Genomic DNA, 16,627 nt, shown 5'->3' with positions numbered 1-16,627 from the left:
TCGATAGGATAAAGACATGGCAGACATGTTTCTAGAGAAGTTCTGTTCCCTGGTTCCCAAGTACTTGGAAGACCAGTGGAACGAAGCCGATGGCTTGAGCGCCGAAGAATTGCGCGAAGGGCTGGCGCAGTCCGAGGTTTCAATTCCATTTGTCCTTGAAGAGTTCTATCGTGCTCTGGGCAACAATGAGGATTTCATGGAGGCCTACCACTACTTCTTCGACCCTGAAGAACTGGAAATCGAAGACGGCTACCTCCTGTTCCTGGAAGATGAGGAAGAGAAGTTCGTGTGGGGCTTCAAGGCATCCCAGCTCGATGTTCCGGATCCAATCGTCTACCGCCGCAGCAATGCCAAGGGAAAATGGACCAGCGAGGAAGGCACCTTCAGCGAATTCACCCTGGACATGTACACCTGGGTGTTTGAAGAGCTGGCCGCCGAATTGGAGGACTAGTGATCCACCGTTCCCATGAACCAGCCAACTACCAGTGTCCCTTCTGCGAGCTGGTCAACGACCAGCCTTTCAGCCTGGACAACTTGTGCGCGCCCACGGATCTGATCTACCAGACAGATCTGGTGGCAGCAATCATGGCTTGTGATGGGTTCGGCAATTACGGCGGGCACGTGATGATCATTCCGACCGCGCACCTGGAAGCGCTCTACGATCTGGACGAGCAGACCGGCGCCGCGATCATGCGGGAGACCAAGCGCGTTGCCTTGGCGATGAAGCTCGCCTGGAATCCCGAAGGCACGAGCACTCGGCAGCATAATGAGCCTGCGGGCAATCAGCATGTTTGGCATTACCATCAGCACGTTTTCCCGCGCTACGCCGATGACGAGCTCTATCGGCAGCTGCGCCACCGGGTATCGATCCAGGATCGGGCCGGCAAAGCGCAGCAGCTGCGCCAAGCGCTCTTTTCCCCCGAGCATCCGCAGCCGCTGGTCCCGGAGAACATCGTCCGATAAGCACGAGGGCATGACGCTGGCGCGCGCGGGCCCCGGGAACGAGAATTCGTTGCCGGGGCCTGCTTGCCACTTATGGGAGACCTCAGGCATTTTCCGCTCAGCACTAGGGCCATGCTCCCGGTTTACAGGAATATCATCACTGAGGTGGTACTGCATCTGTCAGGACCTTCATAAGATGAAGACATGAATCCCCTGGTCCCGAATACCTACGAACTGATTATTTTCTACATCATCCCGGCCCTCGTGGCCATTGGCCTGGTCATTCTCGCCGTCAGATTCTTTACCGCCAGCAAGAATCGTCCTGGGAGTAAAGCGTCAACCGACGACGGGCAGAACTGCAACGACCAGCTCTAGCAGGGATCTGGCAGCAGCCGCGGGCAAAACAGAACCCCGGAAGACCTTTGCAGTCTTCCGGGGTTTTGCTTGTTCGAGCTTGCCTAGGCTTCGCGGGTAACAACCGCATCCGCGAAGGAAATCAGCGCCTGCTTCACGGTGCCCTCGGGCAGTGGGGCCAAGACGGCAATCGCGTCATCGGCCCACTGGCGTGCGGCCTTCCATGCATCATGGATTGCCTGGTGCGAGGTGACAGCTTCCACAGCGGCCGCCAGTGCTTCATCGGTGGCCAGATCCGCATCAACCAGTTCGACAGCCTGCTGCGCTTGCGCGTCGCCCTCGGCTGCTGCCTGGCGCAGCAGCAGAATTGGCAAGGTCGGCACGCCTTCACGCAAATCGGTGCCCGGAGTCTTGCCCGAGTCGGCTTCCGTGGATGCCAAGTCGATCACGTCATCGGCGACCTGGAAGGCAACGCCAACCTTTTCGCCATACTCGCGCAGTACCTCAATGTACTGCGGGGCGCCACCGAAACGGGCGCCGAAGGCTCCGGAGGTGGAGAGCAGCGACGCGGTCTTGTCGCTGATTACCTGGATGTGGTGCTCGATGGCATCGTCGCCCTCGCGCGGGCCGATGGATTCATGCAGCTGTCCGAGGCACAAGCGCTCGAAGGTGCGCGACTGCCACATGACTGCTTCTGGGCCCAGCTCGGATCCGAAGACCGATGCACGGGCGAAGATCAGGTCGCCGGCGAGAATCGCCACCGAGTTGCCCCACACCTCGTGAGCTGTTGGTGCACCGCGGCGCATTGGAGCAGAGTCCATGACGTCATCGTGGTACAGGGTTGCCAGGTGGGTGAGTTCCACTACGGCAGCGGCCTTGATGACATCGTCATTCACGCCGTCGCCCAGCAGGGAAGTCAGCAGCACCAGCAGGGGACGCACTCGCTTGCCTCCGGCCTCAACGAGGTGGCGGCTGGATGCGTCGATCAAGGGGTCGGAGTTGGCCAGCGCGTCGCGCAGCAGCTTCTCCACCTTTGCCATGCCGATGGAAATAGCCGGACCGAAGTCCGGGTCCTCGGCCAGCAAAGCGAAGCCCGAGGGAAGATTGATGGCCGCAGCTAATGCAGCGGTTTCAGGATTCAGCTCAATCGAGTCGGACACGTCGTGTCCGGCTGCGGTCCAGTTGCTCTTCGAATCAGTCACTGTTCTACGGCTTACTTATCTTTCATCGGGTTGGCCATCGCGGTAGGCGAAGGCAATCTGCCTGCAAGATGCACGCAAACATCTCTTCACTCTAGCCGATGCTTTCCACTGCACATTGCTGGCATGGCCAGACCGGGCATACCGGTCTGGTACCAGCGACCTAGGAGGTCGTTTTAGAGTTTACCGGGTTCCCCCGGCACTTCTCACCAGACCCGGCCGATCTCACAGGGGTGACCACGGACACCCGCAAGCCTTTTCCCCCGGCATTGCGCGGTAGGCTTAGCCTTATCATGTCTGCAGATTCGCCCGTTCTTAGCGCCAGTGCTCATCAGCCGTCGGCTCCTGTTCTCACCAGCATCACCTTTGAATACCTTGATGCCCCCGAAACACTGGTTGCCGACTCATTGCGTCACCGAAGCTTGGTCTGGACCCGCAACGGCCACGGTCTGGTTGGCTTTGGCACTGCGGCCCGCTTGCACACCCACGGCGAAGAGCGCTTTGCACGTGCCCGCGCCTGGCTTGCACAGGTCATCGAACAGGCACAGATCATTGACCCGATCGCCCGCCCCGGCAGCGGCCTGGTGTCCTTCGGTTCTTTTGCGTTCTCCTTCACCAGCGTCTTCGAATCGCGCATGGTGATCCCGCAGCTGGTGATCGGACGCGATGAGGAAAAGTCCTGGATTACCATCACCGGCAGCGCAGAGGAACTCGACGGGCTGACCTACCAGCAGGCTTTGGCACGCGCCGAAGCCGCGATGGCCGATGCGTCGTTGCCAGCGAGCGAACCGGGCAGCATCGAACTGACCAGCGGGCAGCTGACCGCCGGTTCCTACCTTGATGCCGTGGATCAGGCGCTGGGCCGTTTCGAGGAACGCGGAATTTCCAAGCTGGTGCTGGCCCGCGATGTGTTGGCGCATAGTTCCACCCCGATCAATCTTGCCCGCGTGATCGATGCGCTGACCGAGCACTATGGCAATTGCTGGACCTATTCAGTGGACGGCCTGGTAGGCGCTACCCCGGAGATGCTGGTGCGCGTTACCGACGGCTTGGCCGAGGCCCGCGTATTAGCTGGCACGCTGGACCGCGCGGCCACTGGCGCCGAGGACCCCGGTTTCGCGCACCGCAACCTCTTTGAAGATCCGAAGCAGCGCAACGAGCACCAGCTGGCCATAGATTCGCTCACGGCTTCCCTGAATCCCATTTCGCACGGCATGAGCGCGCCGGAAGAACCTTTTATTCTGCAGCTTCCCAATGTTTGGCATTTGGCCAGCGACGTACGCGCCCAGCTGCGCGCCGATGCCGCCGGCGTTCTGCCTACCGCACTGGATGTTGCCGAGATTTTCCATCCGACCGCTGCCGTGTGCGGCACGCCGACCAAGAAGGCTGGCGTGCTCTTGCGCGAGCTGGAAGGCATGGACCGCGGACCGTATGCCGGCCCCGTGGGCTGGGTTGACAGCCGTGGCGATGGCGAATTCGGCATCGCGCTGCGTGGCGGAATCCTGGAAGACGAAAAGCTGATGCGCCTGTACGCGGGTTGCGGCATTGTTCCGGGCTCGGTGCCCGAGGATGAACTAGCCGAATCATGGGCAAAGATGCGCCCCATGCGCCAAGCCCTCCGAGCCGAGTAGGCGCAGGCTGCACAGCGGATCAAGGCCGCTAGGATCGCACTGAGCATAAATAATACTTAGCCTCGACGCGACATGTGTGAGGTGAATCTCAGCCTAGTGTTGCCCCGGTTATGATTGTGGCTACGCACTGATCCACTCGCATAACCCGAAAGTAGGTTCTGATCCTATGCGTAGTCTCAAGAAGAAGTTCGCCTCCGCTGTTGCCGTCACGTCCGTTGCACTGCTGGCTCTCACCGCCTGCGGTTCCGGCTCCAGTTCCGAAGGTGAAGCCGAAGCTGGTTCCTTCCCGCTCAACGAAGGCAAACTCACCATTTGCTCAGACATTCCTTACGAACCATTCGAATTCGTCAAGGACGGCAAGAACGTCGGCTTCGATATGGATATCGCTGCCGAGATTGCCAAGGATGCAGAACTGGATCTGAACGTCATCGACGCCAGCTTCGACTCCATTGAATCCGGCCTGTTCAGCACCCAGTGCGATATCGCGATCTCCTCGGTATCGATCACCGAAGAGCGTTCGGCCAAGATGGACTTCTCCACCCCTTATATGGATGACGATCTGGTGCTGATTTCGGCTGACGGTTCTGAAATCAAGGATCTTGAATCCGCCAAGGACAAGAAGGTCGGCGTCCAGCAGGCCACCACCGGCGAGAAGTACGCCAAGGAACAGGGCTTGAGCAACATCGTTGGCTTCGAGGATGCCGGTTTGCAAACCCAGGCACTTCTGGCTGGCCAAGTGGATGCATTGCTGGGCAACCAGTCGGTATTGGGCTACGCGATCAAGGATAAGGACGGCTTCAGCGTCGTGGCCGACTTCAAGACCGGCGAGCAGCTGGGCATTGCAGTTCCGCAGGACCAGCCCAAGACCCTGGAACTGGTCAATGGCACCCTCAAGCGGCTGGCCGATGCAGGAACCATGGAAGAACTGACTGTGAAGTGGTTCGGCGAGAAGTAATTCTCGAGCATCAACTGATTCCAAGGCAAGCGGGGGCATGGACTGCACCCACAGGTTGGCAGTCCAGCTTCCGCTTCCTTTATGAGAGGTAATCAAGCATGGCAATGACTACACGTCAGCGCGCCCGCATGAGCAAGACCATTCAAATCGCCATCTTCATCATCGCGATCATCGCACTGGTCTTGGCCGTTGATTGGAACAAGGCCATTTATGCCTTCTTCTCCTTCGACAAATTGGGACCGATGTTCCCTGGCATGATCTTGGTCGGTCTGAAGAACACGATCTTCTACACGATCATCTCCTTCGCCTTCGGCCTCATCCTGGGTCTGCTTCTGGCCCTGATGAAAATGGCGTCCTTCGCGCCATATCGCTGGTTCGCCACTGCATTTATCGAATTCTTCCGCGGTATTCCAGCCATCCTGGTCCTATTGGCCTTCGGCTTCGGCTTGCCTCAGGCGTTCGGAACCCAGTGGCCGCAGCCGGTCAATGTCATGTGCGCCTTGGGCCTGGTCTCGGCCGCCTACATCGCTGAGACCCTGCGTGCAGGCCTGCAGGCGGTGCCCAAGGGGCAGACCGAAGCTGCCCGTTCGTTGGGCATGCCAGCGTGGCGTGCCATGGTCACCATCGTGATTCCGCAGGCGTTCAAGATCGTCTTGCCGCCCATGACCAACGAAATCATCTTGCTGACCAAGGACACCTCGTTGGCATTCATCCTCGGTGCGTCGATGGCCCAGTACGAAATGACCAAGTTTGGCCGTGACGGCATCTCGCAAATCGATGCCGGCATCACCCCGTTGGTCGTCGCCGGCCTGTTCTACTTGGTGATCACCATCCCGCTGAGCTTGGTGGCCCGCAAGTTTGAATCCCGCGCCGCCAAGACCAAGCGATAGATAGGACTTGAAAATGTCGACTGACACCAATGAACTTTCAGTCCATGCTTCGGGCGTGGAAATCACCGGACTGCGCAAGTCCTACGGTAGCAACGAAGTGCTCAAGGGCATTGACCTGAATGTTGCTCCGGGCGAGGTTGTCTGCCTGATCGGCCCATCCGGTTCAGGCAAGTCCACTCTGCTGCGTTGCGTGAATTTGCTGGAGCAGCCAAACGGAGGAACCATTATGGTCGGTGGCTTCAATGTCACCGATCCCGATGTGAACCTGGACAAGATGCGCCAGCAAGTAGGCATGGTCTTCCAGCAGTTCAACCTCTTCCCGCACCTGACCGTGCTGGAGAACTGCACGATATCCCCTATCAAGGTGCTCAAGCGCAAGAAGGCCGACGCCCAGAAGGTCGCGTTGCGCAATCTGGAACGTGTAGGCCTGGGCGACTTCGGCGATCGCTACCCCGACCAGCTTTCCGGCGGCCAGCAGCAGCGCGTGGCCATTGCCCGAGCGCTATCCATGGAACCAACGCTGATGCTCTTCGATGAGCCAACCAGTGCATTGGATCCGGAGACCGTGGGCGAGGTCCTGTCCATTATGAAGAATCTGGCCCAAGCGGGCATGACCATGCTGGTGGTCACCCACGAGATGGCTTTCGCCAAGGAAGTTGCTGACCGCGTGTTCTTCATGGACGGTGGCGTCGTGGTGGAAGAAGGCAAGGCCGTGGATGTCATTGGCAATCCGCAGCAGCCACGTACCCAGGACTTCCTGCGTCGCGTGCTCGATCCCACGCACGTGGATATCTGAGTTCAACTGCAAAAATTCCCCTGCGTTGCCCGTCTTTGCCGACGGGCAAGGCAGGGGAATTTCTTTTGCCCTAGGTCGTTGGCCAGGAAAGCTGCCCGATCTTCCGGTTCAACTCAAGATTCTCCGCGCGCAGGCTGCTCCGTGATGCCGGCACTTCAATCAGGCGCAGGTTCGCCGGCTGCCTTGCAGCCAAGATGGCGCTAAGCTCTTCCTTGCTTGCCGCCATGGCGTACTGCCAACCATAGGCTTCGGCGAGCGCAGGCAGGCTCAGCTGCTGCGGCGTGGCAAAGAGGCGTTCCACCGCATTGGCGTAGCGGCCCGAGGCATCCACGGCTCCGTGCTCCAGTGTGGAGAAGATTGCTCCTCCCCCGTCGTTGTAGACCACGATATCCACCATTGGCTGCTCCTCGCCGGGGGTCCAGGACAGCGAACTGGCGTCATGGGCGAAGGTGATATCTCCCATTACCGCCAGTGTGCGCCGCTTGCCGCCCTGGGCCAGGCCCAAGGCGGTGGCAATGGTTCCATCAATTCCGGCAAGGCCGCGGTTGGCATGCACGGTCATGGTTCGTCCGGGCGCGGGGCGGGCCGCCAAGTCGAAGTCGCGAACTATATTCGATGAGCCAAGCAGGAGAACTTCTGGTGCGTGTTCCCAAATGGCGTCGGCGACATCTACCCCGTTAATCGCCGATTCGCGGCTGAGGCCCTGGCGCACGGCCAAGGCCTGGGCATCGAGCTGCTGCCATGCTTCCAGCCACCCCTTTGCACCGGTGCCGGCGAACTCCTGCAATTCGCTCCAAGAGCTGACCGGGGTTTCGCGACGCCGGCCCGCTTCATACCAGGCCACCGGCTGAGGCTGCCAAATCACCGATTCGATCGCCGGGTTGGCCAGAAGCTGGCCCACCGGGCGGCTCAACGTCGGACGGCCAAAGAGCACCACGCGTTCAATGCGGTCCATGCCCGCCGTGATCAGGGGACGGTAGTGGCCAATGGCGTTGGCCGAGAACCGTGCGTTGGAAGATGGCTCGGCAAACAATGGCAGCCCCAGGCCATGGGCGAATCGTTGCGCTTCCTGCCCGGCGCCATGCCCGGCGACGACAATGCTCCGGCGTGGCTTCAGCTGCTGGACCGGCAAGCTCGCTCTGTCCAGCTGGTCGTGTGCCTTCCACTGCCCCGGCTCAACTGCCGTCCAGCTTTGGCTCTCGATCCTCTCGTCCTGTGCAGGGGTGAGCGGATCCCGGAACTGCAGATTCAATTGGACCGGACCTGCGGCAGTGTGCTGGTCACCGGCCAAGGCCAGTAATGCGCGTTGGACCTCGTGTTGCGGATCTGCCGCAGCGGGGACATTGGCGGCCAGACGAACGTGCTCGCCAAAGAGGGTTTTCTGGCGCGTGCTCTGGCTGGCTCCGGTGCCGTGCAGTTCATCGGGACGGTCGGCAGAAAGGACCAGAAGTGGTGTCGCGGTGTGGTTGGCTTCCATTACTGCCGGCAGCATTTGCCCGATGGCCGAGCCGCTGGTGGCGGCGAGGGCTACCGGCCGCATGGTGCTTTGGGCGAGGCCCAGTGCCATGAAGGCCGCGGAGCGTTCGTCGATGCGTACATGGATATCCAGGATCCCCGCGGCTTCTGCCTCGGCTGCAGCATAGGCCAAGGGCGCGCTGCGCGAACCGGGAGAAATCACCAGATCCCTGATCCCGGCACTGATCAGGGCGGAGAGCACATGGCGAGCTGTAGTGATGGCGCGTTGCTCGCCAGGTTGCTGCATTCCCACGCCGCATGACTCCTTAGATTCCAAAGCTGAAGGCAATGATCCAAGTCTATGCCTTGACGTGCCGGTCAACCGACTTGGAACGGCAAAGGGCGCCGGCCGGATCCCGGAGAGGATCCTGCCGACGCCCTTGCACTGCGGGCTAGTCCGACTTATTTGTCGTGTCCCTTGCCTTTGTCGTGTCCCTTGCCCTTGCCGTTGCCCGGCTTCACATCCTGCTTGAAGACCTGGACGACCGATGGGCGCGGGCCGTAGAACTCGCCCTTGCCGGCTCCTCCTGCGTTCTTCACGAAGTCCGGGAACAGCGAGGTAGGGCTGGCAAAACTGCCGCCTTCACCCGGGTGCTGCACCGCGACGAAGACCGAGTTGTCCCTGTCATGGATCAGCGGGCCGCAGGTCTCTGCACCGGTTGGCACGGCCAGGAACTGCTCGACACGGCCGCGATCCTTGCCGGTCAGGGTGACCTTGTGCAGTGCATCGGAGTAGCCGATGGTGCCAGGGGCGCCGTCGGTGGAGATCCACAGGTTGCCCTTGGAATCGAATGCCAGGTTATCCGGGCAGGAAATTGGCGAGACCTTGTCCGTTGGGTAGCCGGAGAAGTAGGTCGATCCGTTCACATTTGGATCGCCGGCAACCAGCAAGATGTTCCAGGTGAACTTCGCGGCGGTGGCGTCGTTGCCGGCTTCGGTGATTTCCAAGACGTGGCCGTCGCGGTTGCGTACCCGTGGGCTGACCTCGGTTGCGCCTTCCTTGCCGTCCTTGCCGCGGTCGGTGTTGTTGGTCAGTGCCACATAGACCTTGCCGGATACCGGGCTTGGCTCAACATCTTCGGGACGGTCCAGCTTGGTGGCGCCGACCTTGTCAGCTGCTTGGCGGGTGTAGACCAGCACCTCGTCGATGCCCATGCCCTCCACCTTGGATTCGCCGTTCTTCACCAGTGGCAGCCAGGTTCCCATGCCGTCGAAAGCACCATCAGACGGAACTGCGCCGCTGCCGTCGATCTCGCTAGCTGGAGAGTTGCCGGCGAACTTGGCAACGTACAGGTCGCCTTCGGAGAGCAAGCCCATATTGTGCTTGCGATCGTGCTTGGAGAAAGTGTTTTTCGAGACGAACTTGTACAGGTACTCGAAGCGCGAGTCATCGCCGGAGTAGGCAACAACCTTGCCGTTCTTGGCAATGCGAACGTTGGCGCCCTCGTGCTTGAAACGGCCCAGGTTGGTGTGCTTGACCGGCGTGGACGAAGGGTCCTGCGGATCGATTTCGACTACCCAGCCGAAACGGTTGGCTTCGTTTTCGAAGCCTTCGTTGTGCAGGCCGAAGCGCGGGTCGCTTTCTTCCCAGCCGCGGTCGGTCGCGGCGGTGCCAATGCCGTAGCGGGATTCCTCGGCGGTGCCCTTGCCGCGGAAATACTGGTCGAAGTTTTCTTCACCGGAGAGTACGGTGCCCCATGGGGTGGTGCCTCCGGCGCAGTTGTTCAAGGTGCCAAGAACCTTGGTACCGGTTGGATCTGCGGCGGTCTTGAGCAGGTCGCTGCCTGCGGCTGGGCCATCGACCCGGAATTCAGTACTAGCGGTGATGCGGCGGTTGCGTTCGCCGCCCTGCACGTAGCTCCACTTCTTGTCATTCTTCTTGCGCTTGACCTCAACCACTGAGAAGCCATGCGCGTTCATCGCGATCTTGCGGGCTTCTTCCTGGTTCGCTTCGAACCAAGCCGAGTCGAACATCATGTCTTCATTGGTGTATTCGTGGTTGGCAACCAGCACGCCGGTGCGTCCCGAGTACTTGTCGACAATGATGTCCAGGTAGTCGCAGTTGTAGCCGAACTGCTCAGCCTGCTTGCGGGCGGACTGCTTGGAAGCATCGAATTCCGCGGTGTTCTTGAAGAGCGGGTCGCCCCAGCGGATGATGGCATTCCAGTCATAGCCTTCTGGAACGGAAACAGTATCCACCGAACGCGACACCGGCTCAATGGCATCGAATGAAAGGTGCCCGCCCTTGCCTGGCTTCATTGGAACCAGTGGTGCCGCGGTAGCGTCGACTGCACCGAAAAGCTGCGGGCCGATGACCAGGGCTGAAGCACCGACGGCGCCCAGGCCCAGCATGCTGCGGCGGGAGAGCGATTTGTCGGCAATGTCCTTGAAGTAGCCGTTGGACGAAGTGTTGCAATCTGGCTTGGTGCAGGCGTCGGCGCACTTGAAGTGGCAAGTAGCTGCAGAACGACCGCCGCGGGTGTGGCCCAGCATTGGCAAAAGGGTACGGGTTGGATTCATGATCCGCTCACTTCCTCAGTATGTGGCTCATTGTCAGGGGAATGACTCGAACTGAGGTTTTCACTTGGAAGTGTTCTAAATGCAACGCAAAGGTTAACGCCGGGGAAATAGATTCTTGCCTGAGGTTATCCCCTAGTCAGCTCGGCATAGCAGGACTCCAGGCGTTGCAGCCACCAGCGCACGCGCGCCTCTTGCGGACGCAAGCCATCCAATTTCCGGTGATCCGGCTCAATGCGACGCACCGGCAAGTACCCAGCGGTGGCCAGCAACGGCTCGGCACATACGTCTTCGGCGAACAAGGTGCCCGTCGCAAGGCCGCAGGCATAGGGCAGTTCTGGCAGCGCGCTGGCTAAGGCGGCGGCTTGGGCCAGCCCTACCGAAGTATCCAGGGCGCTGGAGACGACAACATCCAGTTCCGCTTGTTTGGCAATTTCGAGCACCGCGCCGATGCCGCCCAGCGGTTGGGCCTTGATGACCATCAGATCTGCGGCGCCCAACCGCGAGACTTCCAAGGGGTCGGTGTGCTTCCGCACCGCTTCATCAGCGGCGATCTTCAAGGGGTTGCCGGCGTTGCGCAGTTGCTCGCGGACTTCTGCCAGCCCGGTAATGCCAGGCACTGGTTGCTCCGCGTATTGCAGGTCGTACTCGCTCAGGGCCTTCAAGGCCGGGACCGCCTGGGCAATATCCCATCCCATATTCGCGTCCACGCGCAGCGCTGCTTGCGGGTAGAGCCGACGGGCCTCAGCTACACGCGCCAGGTCCTGCTCGATCCCCTGGCCTTTTTCTGCCACTTTGATCTTGATGGTGTGCGGCGCGTCATAGCGTTCGAGAACCGCTCCGACATCTTTTACCGCAACTGCAGGCAAGGTGGCGTTGACCGGAATGCTGGTGCGCAACGGTTCCGGGAACGGCTGGTAAGCGGCCTCGATTCCGGCGGCTAGCCACAGTGAGGCTTCGGCCGGTCCGTACTCGGTAAATGCGGAGAACTCGCCCCAACCTTCCGGCCCGTTGATCAGCAGCGCTTCACGCTGGGTGACACCACGGAATTTCACACGCATCGGCAACCGGACAACATGGGAATTTGCCAGCAGATCTTCAAGGGGCGGAAGTTCAACACTCATGCTCTAAGCCTATCGAGGGTGGGCATAGTTACATGCCTGAACTGTGCCGTTCCCCGTGCCGGATATGACACCCTAGAGATATGCCTCGCAATCCAGCATCCGCGCGCCCGCACCATATCAGGTGGTGGTGGGCTCTGCTGTTGCTGATTTCGCTGTTCTGCCTCGAATACGTATTTTTCGTCCAGCAGCGTGTGGGGCAATGGGCCGATCAGGCTGGATTCATAGCGTGGTCGCAATGGTGGCCCCGGACGGACCTGATTAATCCGATCCGTGAATTCCTGAATCTCTTGCCGGCAATCTGCGGCATCATTGCGGCAGTTTTCCTGCTGTATCGCGTGATTCGAGACCGGCGCTTCCTGCGGGCCATCGTGGCGGTCATCGCGGCCGCAGCCGCAGCGGGCAGCACGCAATTGCTCAAGCACGAGATCTTGTCCCGCCCGGATTTCAACTTCGGCACCACAGGAAATTCTTTTCCCTCAGGACACACCACCGCCGCTGCCGCCGCAATGGGACTGATGTACCTGGTTTCACCACCGAAACTGCGTCCGGTAGTCCAGCCGATCGCGTGGTTGTTCGCGACGGTGACCGGGGTGGCCACTTTGATCTGCGGTTGGCACCGTCCAAGTGACATTGCAGCTGGTTTCGTGGTGGCCGGATTCTGGATGGTCTTGGCCTCGGTCGTGCTCCAGCGCATCCAGCCGCTGAGCCATGAACTGCCAAAGGGCACCTGGTCGAGGAAAGTTGGGGCCGGCAGCCTGGTTGTCTGGGCTGCGGTAATCGGGCTCTCGTTCCTCCTGCCGCACCCGCATATCCAGAAGATCCCGGAGTTCCTGCAATTGGTCTACGCGGCATTGGGGATCATCCATGTCGTGGCCGCTTCGCTGGTATCCGGCTTGGTGCTGCGCTCGGTGGTTATCGGGCCCATGCGCACCTTCAATAAGTAGGGCGCAGGCCCAGAACGTTATTCGCTACTGTTTCCCGCAGGCCATACGGGCATTGAGCAAGTCTGCGGCTTGCTGCGATTCCGGGATGGTCACGGCGAAACGCTTCTTGTTCTTGAGTTCGAAAACGAGGCCTTCGTGTTCTTTCATCACGATGGCCGAACCGCCTGGAATGATTCGCCAGCCCCAGCCTCCCCACATCATGGGAACGATCTTTTCGCTGGTCGCAGATTCAATTTCGTCGATTTTGATGGTTCGCATCGGGAACCCCAAGACCGCTGATGATACCCGGAAGCGATCACCGCTGATCGATACCCGAATCCAGATCAAACCCAGAATCGATACGCACGCCACGGCCGACAGGGTCATGGCAACGATGAAGCCCACCCAGTCGCCATCTTGGCTGTCACCGGTCAGCAGCGGCAACGCAACAGCAATGAAAAGCGCCACGAACACCACCAGGCATAGCAGCCACGTCCACCACGGTGCTGCCATCGTTTGATTGAATTCTTGCCGTGCCATGACTGGTGTCCCCGCCGCAACAGGCCGCTGGATGCCCTGCGCTGCATCACTTCGTGCCTGGCGGGCCTCAACGGATTGCCTGGTGTATTGCTGGTAGATGCCGCTGACCCACAGTGGCGCAATGCCCAGCAGCGAGCAGGCAATCAGCACAACCATCATGCCGCCCAGCACTGCGGTTTCAGGTGTCTCGGCGAGCGCTGTAGGCACCGCCGAGCCGACGAATACGCCAGCTGCACTCCAGGAGAGCAACCCGCCGGCGAAGAGCAGCACCATGAGCAGTGCCGGTTTGCGGCGCAGCGCCAAGGAAATCACTCCGGTGATGGCACCAAGAATGCATAGCCCGATGCAGACGGGAACAAACACCGCGGTGCGGGTAAACTCGTCCGGATAGGTCGAACTCCAGTGAGTGGCGGTCATTTCCGGCAGTTTGCCGGCGAGCAGGGCGTAGGCGCCCAGCACAATGGCCGTCGGTAGCAGGAGCAGCAGGTAGATGAATGGCCGGTTCTTGATTCCGGTCCCCGCTGTTGACATCTCAATCCCCTGTTCCTGCTGCCTAGCCCGCGTCATAAGCGGCTGGAAAGCAACCCAACATATTTCCATCATAGAAATAATAATTGGTTCAATTCTAGCAACCTATATTTGACATGCTGATAAATGATCGAACATAGATGAAATATCAGCAAAAAGGGTGATGCCCGTCAATCCTCGTGAGGTTCGACGGGCATCAAGATCACTCTTGAGAGCGAGCACTGCGCACAGTAGGCGCTAGAGCGAAGCCAGCGCAGTCTTTGGATCCGTCATCGCGTCGGCAACATAGCGCATGAAGCCGGCAGCGGTTCCGCCATCGCAGACCCGGTGGTCAAAGCTCAGTGTCATCTCGCAGATGGAACGGACCTTGATCTTGCCATTGACCACCCACGGCTTCTCGATGATGCGCCCCAGCCCCAGAATGGCCGCTTCCGGGTAGTTGATGATGGCCGCGGAGCCATCAACATTGAACACGCCGTAGTTGTTGATGGTGAAGGTGCTGCCGGACAGGTCGGCGACACCGGCCTTGCCCTCGCGGGCCACCGTAGCCAGTCGAGCGAACTCGGCTGACAGTTCCTTGGCGTTCAGCTTGTGGGCGTTGCGCACATTCGGCACAACCAGGCCGCGACCGGTCTGGGCTGCGAACCCGAGGTTCACGCCCTCGAAGAGGGTATGGCGCAAGCCCCCATCAGCTTCAGCCTCAATGCGGCTGTTCAGTTCAGGGAAGCGCCGCAAGCCGGCCACCGCGAAACGGGAGATCAGTGCCATGACGCTTGGAGCTTGGCCTTCGGCTTCCTTGATCATCGATCGCAGCTTCAGCAGCTTGGTGACATCGACATCCACCCACACGGTAGCCTCGGGGATCTCGCGGCGCGAAGTGCTCATCGCGGTGGCGATGGTCTTGCGCACGCCCGAGAGCACCTGGGAAGATGCGACCGGCAGGCCGGTCTTCGAATCCGCCCCGCCAGCCTGGGCTGGTGCAGCGGGCACCGCGGCTGCGGAAGCCGGGGCCGGTGCTGCCGGCGCAGCGGCCGCCGCATCAGCCGACAAGGCGGCTTCCACGTCGGTGCGCAGAATCAGCCCTTCTGGACCAGAGCCTCGAACCGTTGTGATATCCAAGGCGTTATCCCGCGCCAGCTTGCGTACCAGCGGGTTGATCACGCGGGCCGCTTCGGCCGGTGCCTGTGCCGCTGGCGTAGCTACCCCGCCGCGCGGCTTGCGCCGACGGCTGGTCTTGCGCTGGGCAGAGGAAGTGCCGTAGCCAATGAGCACATTGCCGCTACCCTCATCGGCTTCTGCTGATTCTTCGGCAGGTACCTGGGTGCCAGCACGCTCTTCCTCGCGGTAGGACTGCGCACGTTCGGCTTCAGGCGCTTCAGCTTCTTCGCCGCCGGTGTTCACGGAGATGAAAGGCTCATCCACCAGCATCATCTGGCCGGCGTCCCCATGCAGGGTCGACACTACGCCTTCAAACGGGCAAGGGATCTCCACCAGCGACTTCGCGGTTTCCACCTCCGCTATGGGCTGGTCAACTGCGACAACGTCACCGGCGGCAACCATCCAGCGCACCAGCTCGGCTTCGGTCAGGCCTTCGCCAAGGTCTGGCAAGAGAAAAGTCTTGATGCTCATTTACGCCTCCCACTGAAGCTGGTCAACCGCGTCGAGAATGCGTTCGGCGCTTGGAAGATGGAACTTTTCCAGCGTTGGGGCCGGGTATGGAATGTCGAATCCGGTCACGCGAAGCACTGGAGCGGCCAACGAGTGGAAGCAGCGCTCCTGCACCCGGGCCACGATTTCACTGGCTACCGAGGCGAAGCCCTGGGCTTCGGCAACCACGATAGCGCGTCCGGTCTTGCGCACCGATGCGCAGACGGTCTCGTCATCGAAGGGCACAATGCTCCGGATGTCGAGAACTTCCAGGCTGATGCCTTCCTCGGCTGCCAACTTGGCAGCTTCCAATGCGGTGGAAACGCTTGGACCATAGGTAATCAGCGTGGCATCGCTGCCCGGACGGGCGATGCGCGCCTGGCCCTCGGTCCTAGCGCTCTTCTTGGCCTCGTACTGCTCGGCCAGCTGCGCCAAGTCCACCTGCTCCTTGGACCAGTACAGCTTCTTCGGCTCGAAGAAGACCACCGGATCATCCGAATCGATGGCTTCGCGCAGCATCAGGTAGGCATCCTCTACGCACGAGGGCGTGAAGACCTTCAGCCCTGGAGTGTGGGCATAGTAGGCTTCCGAGGAATCGCAGTGGTGCTCCACGCCGCCCACGCCGCCGGCGTACGGAATGCGGATGACCATCGGCAGGTTCAGCTTGCCCTGGGTTCGGTTGCGCATTTTGGCGACATGCGAAGCGATCTGCTCGAACGCCGGGTAGGCGAATGCATCGAACTGCATCTCGATAACCGGTCGCATGCCGTTGATGGCCATGCCCACGGCCATGCCGACAATGCCGGATTCGGCCAGCGGGGTGTCAAAGCAGCGTTCGGAACCAAAGCGTGCGGTCAGCCCGTCGGTGATGCGGAAAACGCCGCCAAGGGTTCCCACATCCTCGCCGAAGATCACTACCGAGTTGTCGGCAACCAGCGAATCAGCCAGGGCGGTATTCAAGGCCTTGCCGAAGGTCACCGGCTGGTGCTCATTGGCGGCCTTGGCTGCGGCTCGTGCGGTGGCAGCGCTGACGTTCGGGTTCAAGCGCGAAGTAGTAGCAGTCATC

Annotated in this window: 15 protein-coding genes; 8 read left to right on the top strand and 7 right to left on the bottom strand. The window is 60.5% G+C overall.

Annotated features, from left to right (window positions below; translation table 11 throughout):
- Positions 1–16 precede the first annotated feature (16 nt).
- The 3 genes from ACIOTN_RS01175 (at position 17) to ACIOTN_RS01165 (ending at position 1,317) form a co-directional block, all read left to right on the top strand.
- Positions 17–451 carry a hypothetical protein gene (locus ACIOTN_RS01175; protein WP_105656905.1) on the top strand — a complete coding sequence of 145 codons (435 nt, stop codon included), beginning with the start codon at positions 17–19 and terminating at the stop codon, positions 449–451.
- The gene (locus tag ACIOTN_RS01170; RefSeq protein WP_332489059.1) at positions 451–963 is read left to right on the top strand and encodes an HIT family protein; all 513 of its coding nucleotides are present in this window, start codon (positions 451–453) and stop codon (positions 961–963) included. The genes ACIOTN_RS01175 and ACIOTN_RS01170 overlap by 1 nt, the downstream gene beginning before the upstream one ends.
- Positions 964–1,146: 183 nt before the next feature.
- Positions 1,147–1,317 (top strand): hypothetical protein, encoded by a 171-nt coding sequence (locus ACIOTN_RS01165; protein ID WP_166650716.1) that lies wholly within the window; start codon positions 1,147–1,149, stop codon positions 1,315–1,317.
- 83 nt (positions 1,318–1,400) lie between these two features.
- On the opposite strand, the gene ACIOTN_RS01160 is transcribed toward ACIOTN_RS01165, so the two are convergent.
- Positions 1,401–2,498: a polyprenyl synthetase family protein gene (locus ACIOTN_RS01160; RefSeq protein WP_332489060.1), complete on the bottom strand. Its 1,098-nt coding sequence runs from the start codon at positions 2,496–2,498 to the stop codon at positions 1,401–1,403.
- 290 nt (positions 2,499–2,788) lie between these two features.
- Here ACIOTN_RS01160 and ACIOTN_RS01155 point away from each other — a divergent pair, with 290 nt between their 5' ends.
- From ACIOTN_RS01155 to ACIOTN_RS01140, 4 genes are all read left to right on the top strand, one after another.
- A complete protein-coding gene (locus ACIOTN_RS01155; RefSeq protein ID WP_402734706.1) occupies positions 2,789–4,126 on the top strand; it encodes an isochorismate synthase MenF in 1,338 nt (445 codons plus the stop codon).
- 166 nt (positions 4,127–4,292) lie between these two features.
- Positions 4,293–5,081, top strand: coding sequence for an ABC transporter substrate-binding protein (locus ACIOTN_RS01150; RefSeq protein ID WP_133833594.1), 789 nt, complete (start codon positions 4,293–4,295; stop codon positions 5,079–5,081).
- A gap of 98 nt (positions 5,082–5,179) precedes the next feature.
- Positions 5,180–5,971 (top strand): amino acid ABC transporter permease, encoded by a 792-nt coding sequence (locus tag ACIOTN_RS01145; protein WP_105656910.1) that lies wholly within the window; start codon positions 5,180–5,182, stop codon positions 5,969–5,971.
- Between the two features lie 13 nt (positions 5,972–5,984).
- Positions 5,985–6,767, top strand: coding sequence for an amino acid ABC transporter ATP-binding protein (locus ACIOTN_RS01140; protein WP_133833593.1), 783 nt, complete (start codon positions 5,985–5,987; stop codon positions 6,765–6,767).
- Between the two features lie 70 nt (positions 6,768–6,837).
- Here the strand turns inward: ACIOTN_RS01140 and menD are convergent, their stop codons facing one another.
- The 3 genes from menD to ACIOTN_RS01125 all read right to left on the bottom strand — a co-directional run bounded on the left by menD (position 6,838) and on the right by ACIOTN_RS01125 (position 11,923).
- Positions 6,838–8,529, bottom strand: coding sequence for a 2-succinyl-5-enolpyruvyl-6-hydroxy-3-cyclohexene-1-carboxylic-acid synthase (menD, locus tag ACIOTN_RS01135; RefSeq protein ID WP_402734979.1), 1,692 nt, complete (start codon positions 8,527–8,529; stop codon positions 6,838–6,840).
- 155 nt (positions 8,530–8,684) lie between these two features.
- Positions 8,685–10,802: a PhoX family protein gene (locus ACIOTN_RS01130; protein WP_402734705.1), complete on the bottom strand. Its 2,118-nt coding sequence runs from the start codon at positions 10,800–10,802 to the stop codon at positions 8,685–8,687.
- A gap of 125 nt (positions 10,803–10,927) precedes the next feature.
- Complete coding sequence (locus ACIOTN_RS01125; RefSeq protein ID WP_402734704.1) at positions 10,928–11,923, bottom strand: o-succinylbenzoate synthase; 996 nt, start codon at positions 11,921–11,923, stop codon at positions 10,928–10,930.
- 80 nt (positions 11,924–12,003) lie between these two features.
- Between ACIOTN_RS01125 and ACIOTN_RS01120 the strand changes: the two genes are divergently transcribed.
- Positions 12,004–12,867 (top strand): phosphatase PAP2 family protein, encoded by an 864-nt coding sequence (locus tag ACIOTN_RS01120; protein ID WP_105656915.1) that lies wholly within the window; start codon positions 12,004–12,006, stop codon positions 12,865–12,867.
- Positions 12,868–12,891: 24 nt separating this feature from the next.
- Here the strand turns inward: ACIOTN_RS01120 and ACIOTN_RS01115 are convergent, their stop codons facing one another.
- The 3 genes from ACIOTN_RS01115 to ACIOTN_RS01105 all read right to left on the bottom strand — a co-directional run bounded on the left by ACIOTN_RS01115 (position 12,892) and on the right by ACIOTN_RS01105 (position 16,626).
- Positions 12,892–13,917, bottom strand: a complete 1,026-nt coding sequence (locus ACIOTN_RS01115; RefSeq protein ID WP_402695874.1) for a hypothetical protein — start codon at positions 13,915–13,917, stop codon at positions 12,892–12,894.
- 234 nt (positions 13,918–14,151) lie between these two features.
- Positions 14,152–15,543, bottom strand: a complete 1,392-nt coding sequence (locus ACIOTN_RS01110) for a dihydrolipoamide acetyltransferase family protein (protein ID WP_402734703.1) — start codon at positions 15,541–15,543, stop codon at positions 14,152–14,154.
- Positions 15,544–16,626 (bottom strand): alpha-ketoacid dehydrogenase subunit beta, encoded by a 1,083-nt coding sequence (locus tag ACIOTN_RS01105; protein WP_105656918.1) that lies wholly within the window; start codon positions 16,624–16,626, stop codon positions 15,544–15,546. It lies immediately after the preceding gene.
- Between the last annotated feature and the right edge of the window lies 1 nt (position 16,627).

The sequence above is a fragment of the Glutamicibacter sp. NPDC087661 genome (assembly GCF_044743275.1).
Classification (GTDB): domain Bacteria; phylum Actinomycetota; class Actinomycetes; order Actinomycetales; family Micrococcaceae; genus Glutamicibacter.
Note: the sequence above shows the minus strand (reverse complement) of the source record. Positions and strands in the feature narration are given on the sequence as shown.